This window comes from Falsiruegeria mediterranea M17 (assembly GCF_900302455.1).
In the GTDB taxonomy this organism is placed as follows: Bacteria; Pseudomonadota; Alphaproteobacteria; order Rhodobacterales; family Rhodobacteraceae; genus Falsiruegeria; species Falsiruegeria mediterranea.
In genome coordinates, this window is sequence record NZ_ONZG01000001.1 from 287939 (window position 1) to 301733 (window position 13795).

Consider the following 13795-nt stretch of genomic DNA (forward strand, 5'->3'; position numbering starts at 1 on the left):
TCAGCTCACCGGTTTCGACAATCCTGAGCACAGCTTGATAGGGCTCAGGTCGCCATATTGGTTCAAGAGGAACCGTTTGACGTTGTGGCCGGTCCATAGGTGAAACTCTTGTCCGCTGCTTAGACGTCCCAGGCCGATGCCGGTACCTGTTTGTGGATCACGAGAAAAGAAATAGGCCGCCCCGGTTAGCCCATTGTCGCATTCGATGGTGGCCTCGCCCAGGCCAAGGCTGCCCGAAACGGTCCATTCGCCGTAGCAACTGAACCCGGCACTGCTGCGCCCGGCATGGGTGCCGGTGTTCCAGCCAATCGCGCGACCGGTGAAATAGATGCCCGTGCCACCAAGACAGGCCACCAAGGGGGAGCAACTAGCCAGATCATTTGGGCGAAGCGTGCAATCCTCGGGCAGTTTCAGGCCAGCGGCACTGGCTTGGGTCACAACAGCGATTGCGGTCAGGGTCGGGATAACGGATAAAATGCGAAAACCAATCATGACCATCAACGTACAGGGCGGCACACCATGAGCAAGACCGAGTTTGGCAAAGGCTGCCATTTGCATCTGATCGACGGCTCGGCCTTTATCTTTCGCGCCTATCACGCCCTGCCGCCGTTGACGCGCAAATCCGATGGGTTGCCGATTGGGGCCGTGTCGGGCTTCTGCAACATGTTGCAGCGCTATGTCGACGGCAATCATGGTCCTGACGCGCCAACCCATCTGGCTGTGATCTTTGACAAAGGCAGCCATACGTTCCGCAACGATATGTATTACCTCTACAAGGCCAACCGCGAAGCGATGCCCGAAGACCTGCGCCCGCAGATGCCGCTAACGCGCGAGGCGACCCGCGCCTTCAATATCGCCTGCGAAGAAATGGAGGGGTATGAGGCTGACGACATCATCGCCACCCTTGCCGTGCAGGCGCGCGAGGCCGGTGGCCGCTGCACCATCATCAGCTCGGACAAGGACCTGATGCAGCTCGTGGGCGACGGGGTCGAAATGCACGATGCTATGAAAAACAAGCGCATCGACCGCGATGGCGTGTTTGAGAAGTTTGGTGTGTTTCCCGAACGGGTCGTGGACGTACAGGCCCTGGCCGGCGACAGCGTCGACAACGTGCCGGGCGCGCCGGGCATCGGGGTCAAGACGGCAGCCCTGCTGATCAACGAGTACGGCGATCTGGAAACTCTGCTGGATCGCGCTGAAGAGATTAAGCAACCCAAGCGCCGCCAGACTCTGATCGAAAAGCGCGAGCAGATTGAACTGTCGAAACGGTTGGTGCAGCTGGATGAAAAGACACCTCTGACGTTTACTCTAGATGATCTCGAAGTACGCGACCCGGACCCCGAAACCTTGCTTGGTTTTTTGGCCGAAATGGAATTCCGCACCCTGACCAAGCGGATCGCCGATCAGCTTGGGGCCGAGGCTCCGGTCATTGTTGAAAAAGCAGCGCCTGATGCCGCAGAGGTCGTGGCCGAGGACGTGCCCTTTGATGCGTCGAAATACGAATGCATCCGCGACGCGGCAGCCCTGCAGCCGTGGATCAACCTGATCCGGGACAGGGGCTGGGTTGCGGTCGACACGGAAACCACCGGCCTGAACGAAATGATCGCGGGTCTTGTGGGCATATCGCTCTGTGTCGAAGCCGGATCGGCCTGCTACATCCCGCTGACCCATCGTGCGGCGGCGGCAGATGACCTCTTTGGTTCAGACGAGTTGTCCGAAGGGCAAATGCCGCTGAATGAGGCCATCGACCTGCTGAAGCCGGTGCTCGAGGATCCCTCGATCCTGAAGATCGGGCAGAACATGAAATACGATGCCAAGATTTTTGAGCGCTACGGCGTGCGCGTGGCCCCGATCGACGACACGATGCTGATGTCTTATGCGATGCACGGCGGCGAGCATGGGCATGGGATGGACACGCTGTCTGAACGCTATCTGAGTCACACGCCGATCCCGATCAAACCGCTCTTGGGCTCGGGCAAATCGGCGATCACCTTCGACAAGGTGCCGATTGATGAGGCCACGGCTTATGCCGCCGAAGATGCGGACATCACCCTGCGCCTGTGGCAACTGTTCAAGCCGCAACTGCACCGCGTGCAGGTGACGACGGTCTATGAAACCCTCGAACGCCCCTTGGTGCCTGTGCTGGCTGAGATGGAGATGCACGGCATCAAGGTCGACCGCGAAGTGCTCAGCCGCATGTCCAATGCCTTTGCCCAAAAGATGGCTGGGTTAGAGGCCGAAATTCACGAGCTGGCGGGTGAGACGTTCAATGTGGGCTCGCCCGCGCAATTGGGCGAGATTCTGTTCGACAAGATGGGGCTGGAAGGCGGCAAGAAAGGCAAGACCGGGAAGTATTCGACCGGGGCCGATATCCTAGAAGATTTGGCGACCGAGCATGAGCTGCCGCGCAGGGTACTGGATTGGCGGCAGCTGAGCAAACTGAAATCTACCTATACGGACGCGCTGCAAACCCATATCAACCCGGACACAGGTCGGGTGCACACGTCCTATTCGATCACCGGGGCCAACACCGGGCGTCTAGCCTCGACCGATCCGAACTTGCAGAACATTCCTGTTCGGACCGAAGAAGGGCGCCGCATTCGCGAGGCGTTCATTGCCGAGCCGGGCAACGTTCTTGTCTCGCTTGACTACAGCCAAATCGAGCTGCGCATTCTGGCGCATATTGCCGAGATCGACGCGCTGAAACAGGCCTTTGCCGACGGGCTCGACATTCACGCCATGACCGCATCCGAGATGTTCGATGTGCCGCTGGACGAGATGACACCAGACATCCGACGTCAGGCCAAGGCGATCAACTTTGGTGTGATCTACGGCATCTCGGGCTTTGGACTGGCCCGCAACTTGCGCATCCCTCGGGCCGAGGCGCAGGGGTTCATCGACCGCTATTTCGAGCGGTTCCCCGGCATCCGCCGCTACATGGACAACACCGTGGAATTCGCCAAGGAACACGGCTATGTTCAAACGCTGTTCGGTCGCAAGATCCACACGACCGAGATTGCCGCCAAAGGCCCGCGCGCGGGCTTTGCCAAACGCGCCGCGATCAACGCACCCATCCAAGGAACCGCAGCAGACGTGATCCGCCGCGCCATGGTGCAGATGCCCGATGCGATCAGAGGTTTGCCAGCCAAGATGTTGCTGCAGGTGCACGACGAACTTCTGTTCGAAGTGGCCGAGGATGCCGTGGATCAAACCATCGAAGCTGCCCGCGCGGTGATGGAAGGCGCCGCAGATCCGGCTGTGAAACTGGATGTGAAACTGACTGTGGATGCCGGTCAGGGCGCGAACTGGGCTGAAGCGCACTGAGGTCCCTCAGAGGACGCTGCGCATCAGACCCGACGGGCCCTCTTTGCAGCGTGTCAGCCCCTTGGGCTGACCAGGCGCTCGACGAACCGGCGCACCACGGGCGCAACGACCAGGATGACCGCAAAAGCAATGGGCCAACTGAAGGCCCATGCACCCATCCATTTGCCGATTGTATGTTCACCCAGACCAACCGCCTTGATCGTCGCCACGCAGGTCACAATGCAGGACATGATCCCGGAGACCAAAAAGCCAAAGAGGACGGGGGCAAATCGGGCGGGCAGCATCTGGGTCGCTTTCTAGTCGCTAGGTCGCCACCCCAACGTGTCTAAGGTCCGGGGTTTTGACGGTTTGTATTCTGCACTGACCCAACCGCTGTACCCGACATCATCAAACGCCTGAAACAGAGCCGGAAAGTCCATCGTGCCACGCCCCGGTTCAGACCGGTCCGGTGCAGCGCCGATCTGGACATGAACCGCGCGCGAGTGAAAGCGTTCCCAAACTTCAAGCGCATCACCGTGGATCACCTCTGCGTGATAGGTGTCATATTGCAGGCCCACGTTTGGGCGAGCTACCAGATCCAGCACCTCGGCCGCGAGATAATAGTCGTTCAGGAAATAACCGGGCTGATCGCCAACGTTGAGCGGCTCGATGGTGAACTGCTGATGCGGGGCATGATCCGCGGCCCATTGCAAGTTGCTTACAAAAGTCTCTTGCGCTTGTGCGCCTTGTTCATACCCCGCCATGATATGCACCATCCCCGGTCGCAGCTGTTCAACGTAGCGCATCACGCGAGTGATATCCCGTTGAAATCGCACCTCTTCCCCCGGCACAGCCGCAAATCCCGGCTGCCCGCCCGTGTAGTTCGGCGGCGGCGCGTTGATAAGCACCAGCTCCAGGCCGTTCGCCACCAGCGCCCGGCGCGTGTCACGTGCCGCAATCTCGTAGGGAAAGAGGATCTCGACCGCCTCAAAACCGGCCTCTGCCGCGGCGTGAAAGCGATCCAGATAAGGCAGCTCGGCAAAAAGCAGAGAGATGTTGGCGGCAAACTTGGGCATCGGACCCTCCTGAGGTTCATGCACAGGCATAAACTGTTGCTCTATATTCCGCCAAGTCTCTGAAAACGACACATTGTCGAAAACCGGCCAGATGACCCTGTGAATTTGGAGGAAACCGGAAGAACAACGCCGAATCAGGTGCTTGACCCACATTCGAACAGGACAATACGGGATGGCTTATAGCCCAGACCCCGCCCGGATACCTGCGCCCGTCGCCGGTGCCGCGCGGCACAACATCGCTTCGGGAAACATGCTGGGCATGGCGGCCATGATGACATGGGCTGCGGGTTTTCCGGCGGCCGAGGTATTGTTGCAGAACTGGCCGTCGCTGACGATTATTACCGCACGTTTGATCATGGCTTTGTCCGTCCTCTTCCCTCTGTGGCTGTTGGTCGAAGGCCCCAGCAAGATCCTGAGCGCAAATTGGCCGCGCGCCTTGGTGATTGGCGGGTTTGGTTTTGGCCTGGGCACCTATCTTTTGCTGGTTGCGCAGGCTTTCACTGATCCGGTGACCGTCGCTTTGGTGGCATCCTGCGCCCCCTTGATCGGTGCCATTCTGGAGGTGCGCGCCAAGACCCGCCGTCTGAACAAGCAATTTGCCGTTGGCGTGATTGCCTCGATCGTCGGTGGCATTATTGCGACCAGCGGGTTGGCGCCAGTGCAACTGGGTTTGGGGGCGCTGTGTGCAATACTGGCCACGACGCTGTTCACCTGGGCGAGCATGAAAACCGTGCAGGCCTTTCCCGATTTGGGGACTGTGGGGCGGTCGACCATCACCTTCACCGGCGCTTTGGTCATGGTTTCCACATTGCTCGCGGGCTCGGCGATATTGGGGTTCGAAGTCGCACCCCGCGTGGCCATCGACATGGAACAGATCGGTATGCTGGCGATCTATGCGATTGTGGCCATGTCGGTCAGCCAGATCATGTTCATTGGTGCGGTGGACAAGTTGGGGGTGGCCGTCGCCACGTTCCACATCAACACCGCCCCCTTCTACGTGATGGTGATCATGGTGATACTAGGATCGGCGTGGAACTGGACCCAGGCAATCGGCGCGGCCATCGTGGGTTTGGGCGTTGTCGCCTCGCAACTGCAGCCGCGACGCTAACCTTCGACCTGCTCCGAGGGCATCAGGCCAAAGAAGGAGCCCGCAGACCAGACCCCGAACCAGCCATCGTGGTGAACACCCAGCTCAACCATCCGGTAAAAGCTCTTGCGGTCAATCCGCGCCTCAAGCCCGGCACGCACCATGACATAAGGTGTGGGTTCGGTGCCCTCGGCCAGGCGGATCGGATTGTCCGCGCTTACCATGACCTGATCCCCCACGTGGGTTGTGAACGTCAGCACCTGCTCCGTCTCCTCCCCTTCACTGTCGACGTCGATGGCGACAAAGGGCGCGTCTTCGACGGTGATTCCCACCTTCTCAACCGGGGTGACCAGATAATACTTGTCGCCCTCACGCTTCAGGATCGACGAAAACAGCTGCACCATCTTGGGGCGGGTGATGGGCCGCCCTTCGTGGATCCAGGTGCCGTTGCGCAGGATTTGGATGTCCAAATCGCCACAAAAGGGCGGGTTCCACAGATGAACCGGCGGCAATCCGCTGTCTTTGGTCGATTTTACCGCCTGCGCGATGTGATCCACCGAGGGCGTCACGACTTTTTGTCCGCTCATTGTTTTTGCCATTTCCTGTCAGCGCGATACACTTAGACTTATATAGGTTCATCGAGAGGAAAACCATGTCTGAGCCCGCCGATCTGGTCGCCGAGATTGAACGTCTGGAAACCAAGCTGAAAGAGGCCAAGACCTCGATCACCCGCCGGTTCATCGGGCAAGAGCGTGTGGTCGACCTGACACTGACCGCACTTCTGTGCGGCGGGCATGCTCTGCTGATCGGCTTGCCGGGGTTGGGCAAGACACGGCTGGTAGAAACCCTGTCGACGGTCATGGGGTTGGATGGCAACCGAATTCAGTTCACACCCGACCTGATGCCTGCTGACATTCTGGGGTCCGAGGTTTTGGACACCGCCGAGGATGGCTCGCGCCATTTCCGCTTTGTGCCGGGGCCGGTGTTCTGTCAACTGCTGATGGCGGATGAGATCAACCGCGCCAGCCCCCGGACGCAATCGGCGCTGCTACAGGCGATGCAGGAAAAAACCGTGACCGTCGCGGGCGAGGATCGCAGCCTTGGCGCGCCGTTCCACGTGCTGGCCACACAGAACCCCATCGAACAAGAAGGCACCTATCCCCTGCCCGAAGCACAGCTTGACCGCTTCCTGGTACAGATCGACGTGAACTACCCCGACCGTTCGACCGAGCGGGATATTCTGCTGGCCACCACCGGCATCGAAGAGGACGACTCCAATCAGGTCTTTACCCACCAAGAACTGCTGGACGCACAGACCCTGCTGCGCCGGATGCCCGTGGGCGAGTCGGTGGTCGAGATGATTCTGGATCTGGTCCGCGCCTTCCGCCCCGAAGAACCCGGCGTGTCCGACCGTGTGGCCGAAACCGTGGCCTGGGGTCCGGGGCCGCGTGCTGCTCAAGCGCTGATGATGACCGTGCGGGCACGGGCCCTTTTGCAAGGGCGTCTTGCGCCGAACGCCGAGGATGTCATCGACATGGCCCGCCCAGTACTCAGCCACCGGATGGCGCTGAACTTTGCGGCGCGCGCACGTGGCGATAGCCTGGCTGACCTGATCGAAACCACAGCGGCCAGCCTGGGCTCGACCGAGGCGGCGGCGTGACCCCGGCGCTCACCCTACGCGAAAGATCCGAGACCGAGGCGTCCCGGCTGCCCCCGTTGCTGGCCCATGCCGAGCAACTGGCAGGCACCGTTCTGCTGGGCGATCACGGGCGGCGGCGCGCGGGGTTGGGCGATGATTTCTGGCAATACCGTCCGGCACAGCATGGGGACAGTCGGCGGTTGATCGACCATCGCCGCTCAGCCCGCGGCGATCAGCAGTTCGTCCGCGAACGGGAATGGCAGATCGCACAGTCGGTGATGCTCTGGGTCGATCAGGGCGCGTCAATGCGGTTTGCGTCCGACAAGAGCGTGCCACAGAAACAGGAACGCGCCCGGCTGCTGGCGCTGGCGATTGCCATCCTGCTGGTGCGCGGCGGGGAACGTGTTGGCCTGACTGGAACCCGCCTGCCGCCCCGGCGCGGCAACGCGCAGATCATCCGCCTGGCCGAGGCTTGGACCGAGGATGCCGACGCCGACTACGAACCGCCCGAGCACCGCGCGATGATTCCCTATGCTCGCGCGGTTTTTGTCTCGGACTTTCTGGGCGATCTTTCTGAGGTGGAAACAGCCCTGACCAAGGCCGCGGATCGCGGAGTGCGCGGCGTGTTGCTACAAGTGCTCGACCCCAGCGAAGAGCTGTTTCCCTATCAGGGCCGCACGATTTTCGAAAGCGTCGGCGGCACCGTCCGCCACGAGACACTGAAGGCCGGAGAGTTGCGGGGCCGCTATCTGGAACGCTTGGCCGAGCGCAAGGCCAAGCTTCAAGAACTGTGCCATGTGACAGGCTGGCAATTGGGCCTGCACCACACAAATGACAGCGCACAATCGGCACTGTTGTGGCTCTATCGTGCACTGGATGGGGGGCGTCGATGACCATATTGGCTGGAATCGGGTTTACGGCGCCCTGGCTGCTGCTGGGGCTTTTGGCCTTGCCCATCCTCTGGCTTTTGCTGAGAGCGGTGCCGCCTGCGCCAATCAGGCGGTTGTTTCCTGCCGTCACGCTGTTGTTGGGCATTCGGGATGACGAAACGGTTTCAGACCGCACGCCATGGTGGCTGCTGCTCTTGCGTATGTTGGCCGTGGCGGCGGTTATCATTGGGTTGGCTGGACCCGTGCTCAACCCTTCGCGGGATGAGGCCGGGTCTGGCCCGCTCTTGGTGGTGATGGATGCCACGTGGGCCGGAGCAACACACTGGTCCGACCAAACCGAATTGCTGTCGGTTCAACTGGCCGAAGCAGGCCGCGCTGGACGGCAAGTTGCGGTCCTGCGACTGAACGATCCCGAGCCGGTGGTGTTCCAATCGGCAGCCGCCTGGAGCAGCCGTCTGCCGGGATTGCAACCAGAACCCTGGCGGCCCACTGATCAGCAATTGAAACGAACAGCAGACATCCTGAATACTTTCCAGGGCGATTTTGACACCCTCTGGCTCAGCGATGGTTTGGATTTCTCCGGCCGTGACAAGACGCTTGAATTGTTACAATCTCGTGGTGCTGTGACTGTGTATCAATCCGCAGACCCTGCTCTGGCTCTCCGCCCCGCCAACTTTGAAGATGGCGTTGTTCGCTTGACCGTAGCGCGCACCCAGACCGAAAACCTGCGCGAGGTCACTTTGCTGGCTCAGGGACGTGATCCAGCTGGCACGATGCGCGTTCTGGCCCGAGCTGACACCCAGTTTGCACCCGGTGAAGATGAAGCCACCGCTGACCTGTCACTTCCGTCGGAACTGCGCGCGCGGATCACCCGGTTCGAGATCGAAGGCCAACGTTCCGCCGGTGCCGTGACCCTGGCCGACGACAGCTTGCGCCGCCGCGAGGTGGCGATCTTTGCCGGACGTCAGAACCGCGAAGGCCTGGCCCTACTGTCTCCGCACCACTATCTGACGCAAGTCGTGGCACCGACTGCAGAATTTATCGACGGAACATTGGCCGAGGTTTTGCCTGCCAATCCTGATGTTGTCATCCTGTCTGACATCGCCACGCTTTCCGAACTGGAAGAGGCCGAACTCACGGCTTGGGTCGAAAAGGGTGGCTTGCTGCTCCGCTTTGCTGGTCCCCGACTGGCTGCAAGCGATTTGGCCCGCGCCGAGGAAAACACCCTGATGCCTGTGCGCCTGCGCGGCGGTGGCCGCTCTGTTGGTGGGGCAATGAGCTGGGGTGAGGCCAAGACGTTGGCCCCATTTGAGGAAACTTCGCCCTTCTTCGGGCTGCGGGTTCCTGTCGAAGTGACGGTAACGACGCAAGTCATGGCGCAACCCGACCCGACACTGGCAGATCGGGTGATCGCCTCGCTCAACGATGGCACGCCTTTGGTCACACGCAAAACGCTGGGGCTGGGGCAAGTGGTTCTGTTCCATGTCACCGCCAATGCAGAGTGGTCCAACCTGCCATTGTCGGGCCTGTTCGTTGAAATGCTCGACCGATTGGCCGTGTCGAGTGCGGCCAAGATCCGCGAAGCTGTGAACCTCGAAGGCACCACTTGGACCCCCACGCGCATCATAGACGGGTTCGGCACCTTGTCGGATGCCGGAAACCTGCCTGGTATCCCCGGCGAACAATTGGCATCGAGCGGCATCGGCCCCGACCTGCGCCCCGGCATCTATACCAACGAAAAGCGCAGCCTGGCGATGAACGTGGTCACCGAAGATACCCAATTGAGCCCCGCCATCTGGCCCGCCTCAGTTCCTGTGCGCGGCCTTGCCGTTGAGCCTGCGCAGGACCTGTCTGGCATTCTGCTCAGCCTTGCGCTGATGCTGTTGGTGATCGATGTCATCGCATCGTTGATGCTGTCGGGGCGGCTGGGGTTCATGCGCACCATTGCCCCCATTTTGGCGTTGCTGATGCTGCCAACCGACCTGCCCGCACAGACGGCCGAGGAAACAGATTTCGCCCTTGCTTCGACCAACGAGCTGGTTCTGGCCCACGTGCTGACCGGTGATGCGGGCCTGGACCGGGTCGCAAATGCCGGTTTGCGGGGGCTGTCGGACACGTTGTTCTTCCGCACTTCGATCGAGCCTGCAAACCCTGTCGGCATCAACCTTGAGGTTGACGAGCTGGCGTTTTTCCCGCTGCTCTACTGGCCGATCACTCCCGATCAGCCGCTGCCGTCGGACGAGGCATATGCAAAGTTGAACACCTACCTGCGCTCGGGCGGCATGATCCTGTTCGACACCCGCGATGCCGACATTGCAGGGTTCGGCGCGTCCAGCCCGAACGGCCGCAAGTTGCAGCAATTGGCGGCGCCACTGGACATCCCGCCGCTGGAGCCGGTCCCCAGCGACCACGTTCTGACGCGGACGTTCTACCTGTTGCAGGACTTCCCGGGCCGCCACAAGAACACACCGGTCTGGGTCGAGGCCGCGCCGCCGGATGCCGAACAGATCGAGGGGATGCCATTCCGCAACCTCAACGACGGGGTAACCCCGGTGGTGATCGGTGGCAACGATTGGGCCGGGGCATGGGCCACCGATCCGGACGGGCGCACCTTGCTGCCCGTGGGGCGCGGGTATGCCGGGGAACGTCAGCGTGAGCTGGCCTATCGGTTCGGAGTGAACCTAGTGATGCATGTACTGACCGGGAACTATAAATCCGATCAGGTCCATGTGCCCGCGCTGCTGGATAGGTTGGGCCAATGACCGGAACCATTCTGTTTGATCCCATGATCCCCTGGCCAATCCTGATCGGGGTCGCTGTTTTGTCTGTGGCGGGCGTCGTATTGGCGCTGTGGCGCGGCCTTTCGGGTTGGGCCCTGCGCGGGTTGGCGGCGCTTGTGTTGCTCGCGGCCCTGTCGGGCCCCGTCTATCAGATCGAAGACCGCGCGCCGCTCACCGACATCGTCGTGATGCTTGAAGATGAGAGCGCCAGCCAGGGCCTGTCAGATCGCAACCAACAAACAGCCGAGGCCGCCGAAACCTTGGCTGCTGCCATCGAACGCCGCGACAACACCGAACTGCGCCGGATCACCGTGCCGGATGGCGACGGCGACACGGGTACGCAGATGATGCAAGCCCTGGCCGACGTGCTGGCCGAAGAACCTCGCGCCCGGGTGGCCGGTATCCTGGCACTGACCGACGGGCGCACGCATGACATCGACCGCGCGCCGGGCCTGCCCGCCCCGATGCATGTGCTGCTCACCGGACGCGCCGATGATTGGGACCGCCGCCTGATCGTGCGCAACGCCCCCGCCTTTGCCATCATTGACGAGCCGATCACCCTGACCGTGCGCGTCGAAGACAGCGGCGCTGTGCCTCTGGTATCGCCCCTCGCCACACTGAGCATTTCGGTCGACGGGGCCGAGGCGCAGACGGTCGATGTGCCGATCGGTCAGGATTTCGAACTGCCAGTGACCTTGCCGCACGGCGGGCGCAACGTGATCCAGTTTTCAGTCCCCTTGGCAGACGGTGAGCTGACCGACCGCAACAACAGCGCTCTCATCCAGATGAATGGCGTGCGCGATCGGTTGCGCGTGTTGCTGGTGTCGGGCGAGCCGCACCCCGGAGGGCGCACTTGGCGCAATCTGCTGAAATCCGACAGCTCGGTCGATCTGGTACATTTCACGATCCTGCGTCCGCCTGAAAAGCAAGACGGCGTGCCCGTGGATGAACTGTCGCTGATCGCGTTCCCCACGCGCGAGCTGTTTCTGGAAAAGATCGACGATTTTGATCTCATCATCTTCGATCGATACAAACGCCGCGGCATCCTGCCTGCGATCTATCTGGACAATGTCACCAACTATGTGGCCGATGGCGGTGCTGTTCTGGTCGCGGCCGGTCCCGATTTTGCCACCGCTGACAGTATCTATCGCTCACCACTGGCCCCTATCCTGCCCGCCGAACCCACCGCCCGCGTGATCGAAGATCGCTATCTGCCGCAAGTGACCGACCTGGGCGAACGCCATCCGGTGACCACCGATCTCGACAGCGCGGATGTTTGGGGGTCATGGCTGCGTCAGGTCGATGTCGAGCCGCGCTCGGGCCACACGGTGATGACCGGCATCGACGACCGCCCCCTGTTGGTGCTTGACCGTGTGGGCGAAGGGCGAGTTGCACTGCTGGCTTCCGATCACGCCTGGCTCTGGAGCCGTGGGTACGAAGGCGGCGGTCCGCAGTTAGAGTTGCTGCGGCGGCTGGCGCATTGGATGATGAAGGAACCCGAGCTTGAGGAAGAGGCGCTCTTTGCCGAAACCAAGGGTCAGACCATGACCATCATCCGCCGTACCCTGTCCGAAGAGATCGGGCCCGTGACCGTAGCGCGGCCAGATGGCGAAATCCTGGATCTCGGTCTGACTGAGGTCGCGCCAGGACGCTTTGAAACCACCTACTATGGCCCAGAGGTGGGGCTCTACCGACTGACCGAGGGCTCCCGCGAAGCCGTGGTTGGCCTGGGCCCCGCCGCACCGCGCGAGTTCGAGCAGACCATCGCAAGTGCTGAGTTGTTCGAACCGCTGATCCAACCCCTGCGCGGCGGTGTCTTCCGGATCGAGGACGGCATTCCATCCGTCCGCAGCGTGCGCGAAGGCCGCCCCGCCGCAGGTCGCGGTTGGCTGGGCCTGACCCCGCGCGGCGCGTATGAAACCCGCGATGTCACACAAAGCGCGCTGTTGCCCGGGTGGTTGGTCCTGCTCCTGGCCTCGGCCCTTTTGGTCGGCGGCTGGCTGCGCGAAGGACAGCGTTAACCCGGCTTTTCTTGTGCCAGCGTTCTGCGATGCCGCGCCGAGCCAAAGGCGAGGCGCGCGGCCCAACGGGAGGAGATGCCTCGCAAGAGGCATCGACGACGGGCGGGAGGGCTTGTTCCCTCCTTGCACCGCCAGACGTTACTTAAACGTGACGCGCACGGTTGGATTTCCGGGCAACCCGGCATAGGTCGCGACGGCCCCGCCTTTGCCTTTGACCGGTGGAAACAGCGGGCCAAATGAGCCGACCGAGATCATGTCGCCGGGCGCAAACTCGATCCCCTTTGATATCAGCCATACGGCCGAATTGGCCGGATGGCCCAAAACCGCCTTGCCGGGAACTTGCGCCAAAACCTCGCCGTCCGCCGCGGCCAGGGTCACCTGCATCTGCCCCAACATGTCAGCCATCGCAGCGGCATCCGTAACGGGGATTGCAGTCCCCAGAACGCCCAGTTTCGGCGCCACACCAATGGCTGTCAGCGTGACGCCAGTGATTGGCTCACCTTTCGCCAAGGTCAGATCCGGCAGCTCGATAAAGGGATGCACGGCGTAAACTTGCGCCAACACCTCTTCAGGCGTTGTGGCCTGGTTGATGGCCGCATCCCCCACCACCAGAATCAAGTCCGCCTCGAACACCGGACGTGCACCCCAGTTTGCGGGCACCTCGGCTCCATCCTGCAGCATCATGTTCTGGTAGAGCACACCCTGCACCGGCTCGCTCACCTTGAACCGCTCTTGCGCCGGTTTGCTGGTCAGTCCGGCCTTGTAGCCGATGACCGGCCCCATGTGGGCCTCCAGCGCGCGGGTCAGTTTGGCTTGGGTACACAGCGCATCCGCCATCGTACCGCCCTTGGACAAGGCCACTGTTGGCGTGTTCGAGGTATAGTCGGCCACAAAACCGGCGATTTCGTCGTCGCTGGAACAGTCGGCCAGGGCGGCGCCCGCGCTCATAGTCAGGGCGGCCAGCAGGGAAAAACCAAATCTCACGTCACAAACTCCTTG

At 61.6% G+C, this 13795-nt stretch carries 11 protein-coding genes; 6 read left to right on the forward strand and 5 right to left on the reverse strand.

From position 1 onward, the window contains the following. A complete protein-coding gene (locus TRM7615_RS01455) occupies positions 1-552 on the reverse strand; it encodes a hypothetical protein (RefSeq protein WP_108785134.1) in 552 nt (183 codons plus the stop codon). On the opposite strand from TRM7615_RS01455, the gene polA reads away from it, so the two are divergent. Further along, entirely contained in the window at positions 520-3324 is a 2805-nt protein-coding gene (gene polA / locus TRM7615_RS01460) for a DNA polymerase I (RefSeq protein WP_108785135.1), read from the forward strand. The genes TRM7615_RS01455 and polA overlap by 33 nt on opposite strands. Before the next feature lie 53 nt (positions 3325-3377). Here polA and TRM7615_RS01465 read toward each other — a convergent pair whose 3' ends face one another. Together TRM7615_RS01465 and TRM7615_RS01470 are read right to left on the reverse strand one after the other, a co-directional pair. Continuing rightward, positions 3378-3608 carry a DUF2798 domain-containing protein gene (locus TRM7615_RS01465; protein ID WP_108785136.1) on the reverse strand — a complete coding sequence of 77 codons (231 nt, stop codon included), beginning with the start codon at positions 3606-3608 and terminating at the stop codon, positions 3378-3380. Between the two features lie 12 nt (positions 3609-3620). Then, positions 3621-4379 (reverse strand): hydroxypyruvate isomerase family protein, encoded by a 759-nt coding sequence (locus tag TRM7615_RS01470; protein ID WP_108785466.1) that lies wholly within the window; start codon positions 4377-4379, stop codon positions 3621-3623. 172 nt (positions 4380-4551) lie between these two features. Between TRM7615_RS01470 and TRM7615_RS01475 the strand changes: the two genes are divergently transcribed. Beyond that, positions 4552-5487 carry a DMT family transporter gene (locus tag TRM7615_RS01475; RefSeq protein WP_235823990.1) on the forward strand — a complete coding sequence of 312 codons (936 nt, stop codon included), beginning with the start codon at positions 4552-4554 and terminating at the stop codon, positions 5485-5487. On the opposite strand, the gene TRM7615_RS01480 is transcribed toward TRM7615_RS01475, so the two are convergent. Beyond that, positions 5484-6053 carry a DUF1285 domain-containing protein gene (locus TRM7615_RS01480; protein WP_235823991.1) on the reverse strand — a complete coding sequence of 190 codons (570 nt, stop codon included), beginning with the start codon at positions 6051-6053 and terminating at the stop codon, positions 5484-5486. The two genes, TRM7615_RS01475 and TRM7615_RS01480, sit on opposite strands and share 4 nt — an antisense overlap. 65 nt (positions 6054-6118) lie before the next feature. Between TRM7615_RS01480 and TRM7615_RS01485 the strand changes: the two genes are divergently transcribed. The 4 genes from TRM7615_RS01485 to TRM7615_RS01500 are packed head-to-tail and all read left to right on the forward strand — an operon-like array spanning position 6119 to position 12796. Beyond that, complete coding sequence (locus TRM7615_RS01485; RefSeq protein WP_108785138.1) at positions 6119-7126, forward strand: AAA family ATPase; 1008 nt, start codon at positions 6119-6121, stop codon at positions 7124-7126. Next, positions 7123-7998, forward strand: coding sequence for a DUF58 domain-containing protein (locus TRM7615_RS01490; RefSeq protein ID WP_108785139.1), 876 nt, complete (start codon positions 7123-7125; stop codon positions 7996-7998). The genes TRM7615_RS01485 and TRM7615_RS01490 overlap by 4 nt, the downstream gene beginning before the upstream one ends. Continuing rightward, positions 7995-10757 (forward strand): DUF4159 domain-containing protein, encoded by a 2763-nt coding sequence (locus tag TRM7615_RS01495; RefSeq protein ID WP_108785140.1) that lies wholly within the window; start codon positions 7995-7997, stop codon positions 10755-10757. Before TRM7615_RS01490 ends, TRM7615_RS01495 begins: the two co-directional genes overlap by 4 nt. Further along, positions 10754-12796 carry a DUF7408 domain-containing protein gene (locus TRM7615_RS01500; RefSeq protein WP_108785141.1) on the forward strand — a complete coding sequence of 681 codons (2043 nt, stop codon included), beginning with the start codon at positions 10754-10756 and terminating at the stop codon, positions 12794-12796. The genes TRM7615_RS01495 and TRM7615_RS01500 overlap by 4 nt, the downstream gene beginning before the upstream one ends. A 138-nt stretch (positions 12797-12934) precedes the next feature. Here TRM7615_RS01500 and TRM7615_RS01505 read toward each other — a convergent pair whose 3' ends face one another. Next, a complete protein-coding gene (locus TRM7615_RS01505) occupies positions 12935-13780 on the reverse strand; it encodes a 2-keto-4-pentenoate hydratase (protein WP_235823992.1) in 846 nt (281 codons plus the stop codon). Positions 13781-13795 lie beyond the last annotated feature (15 nt).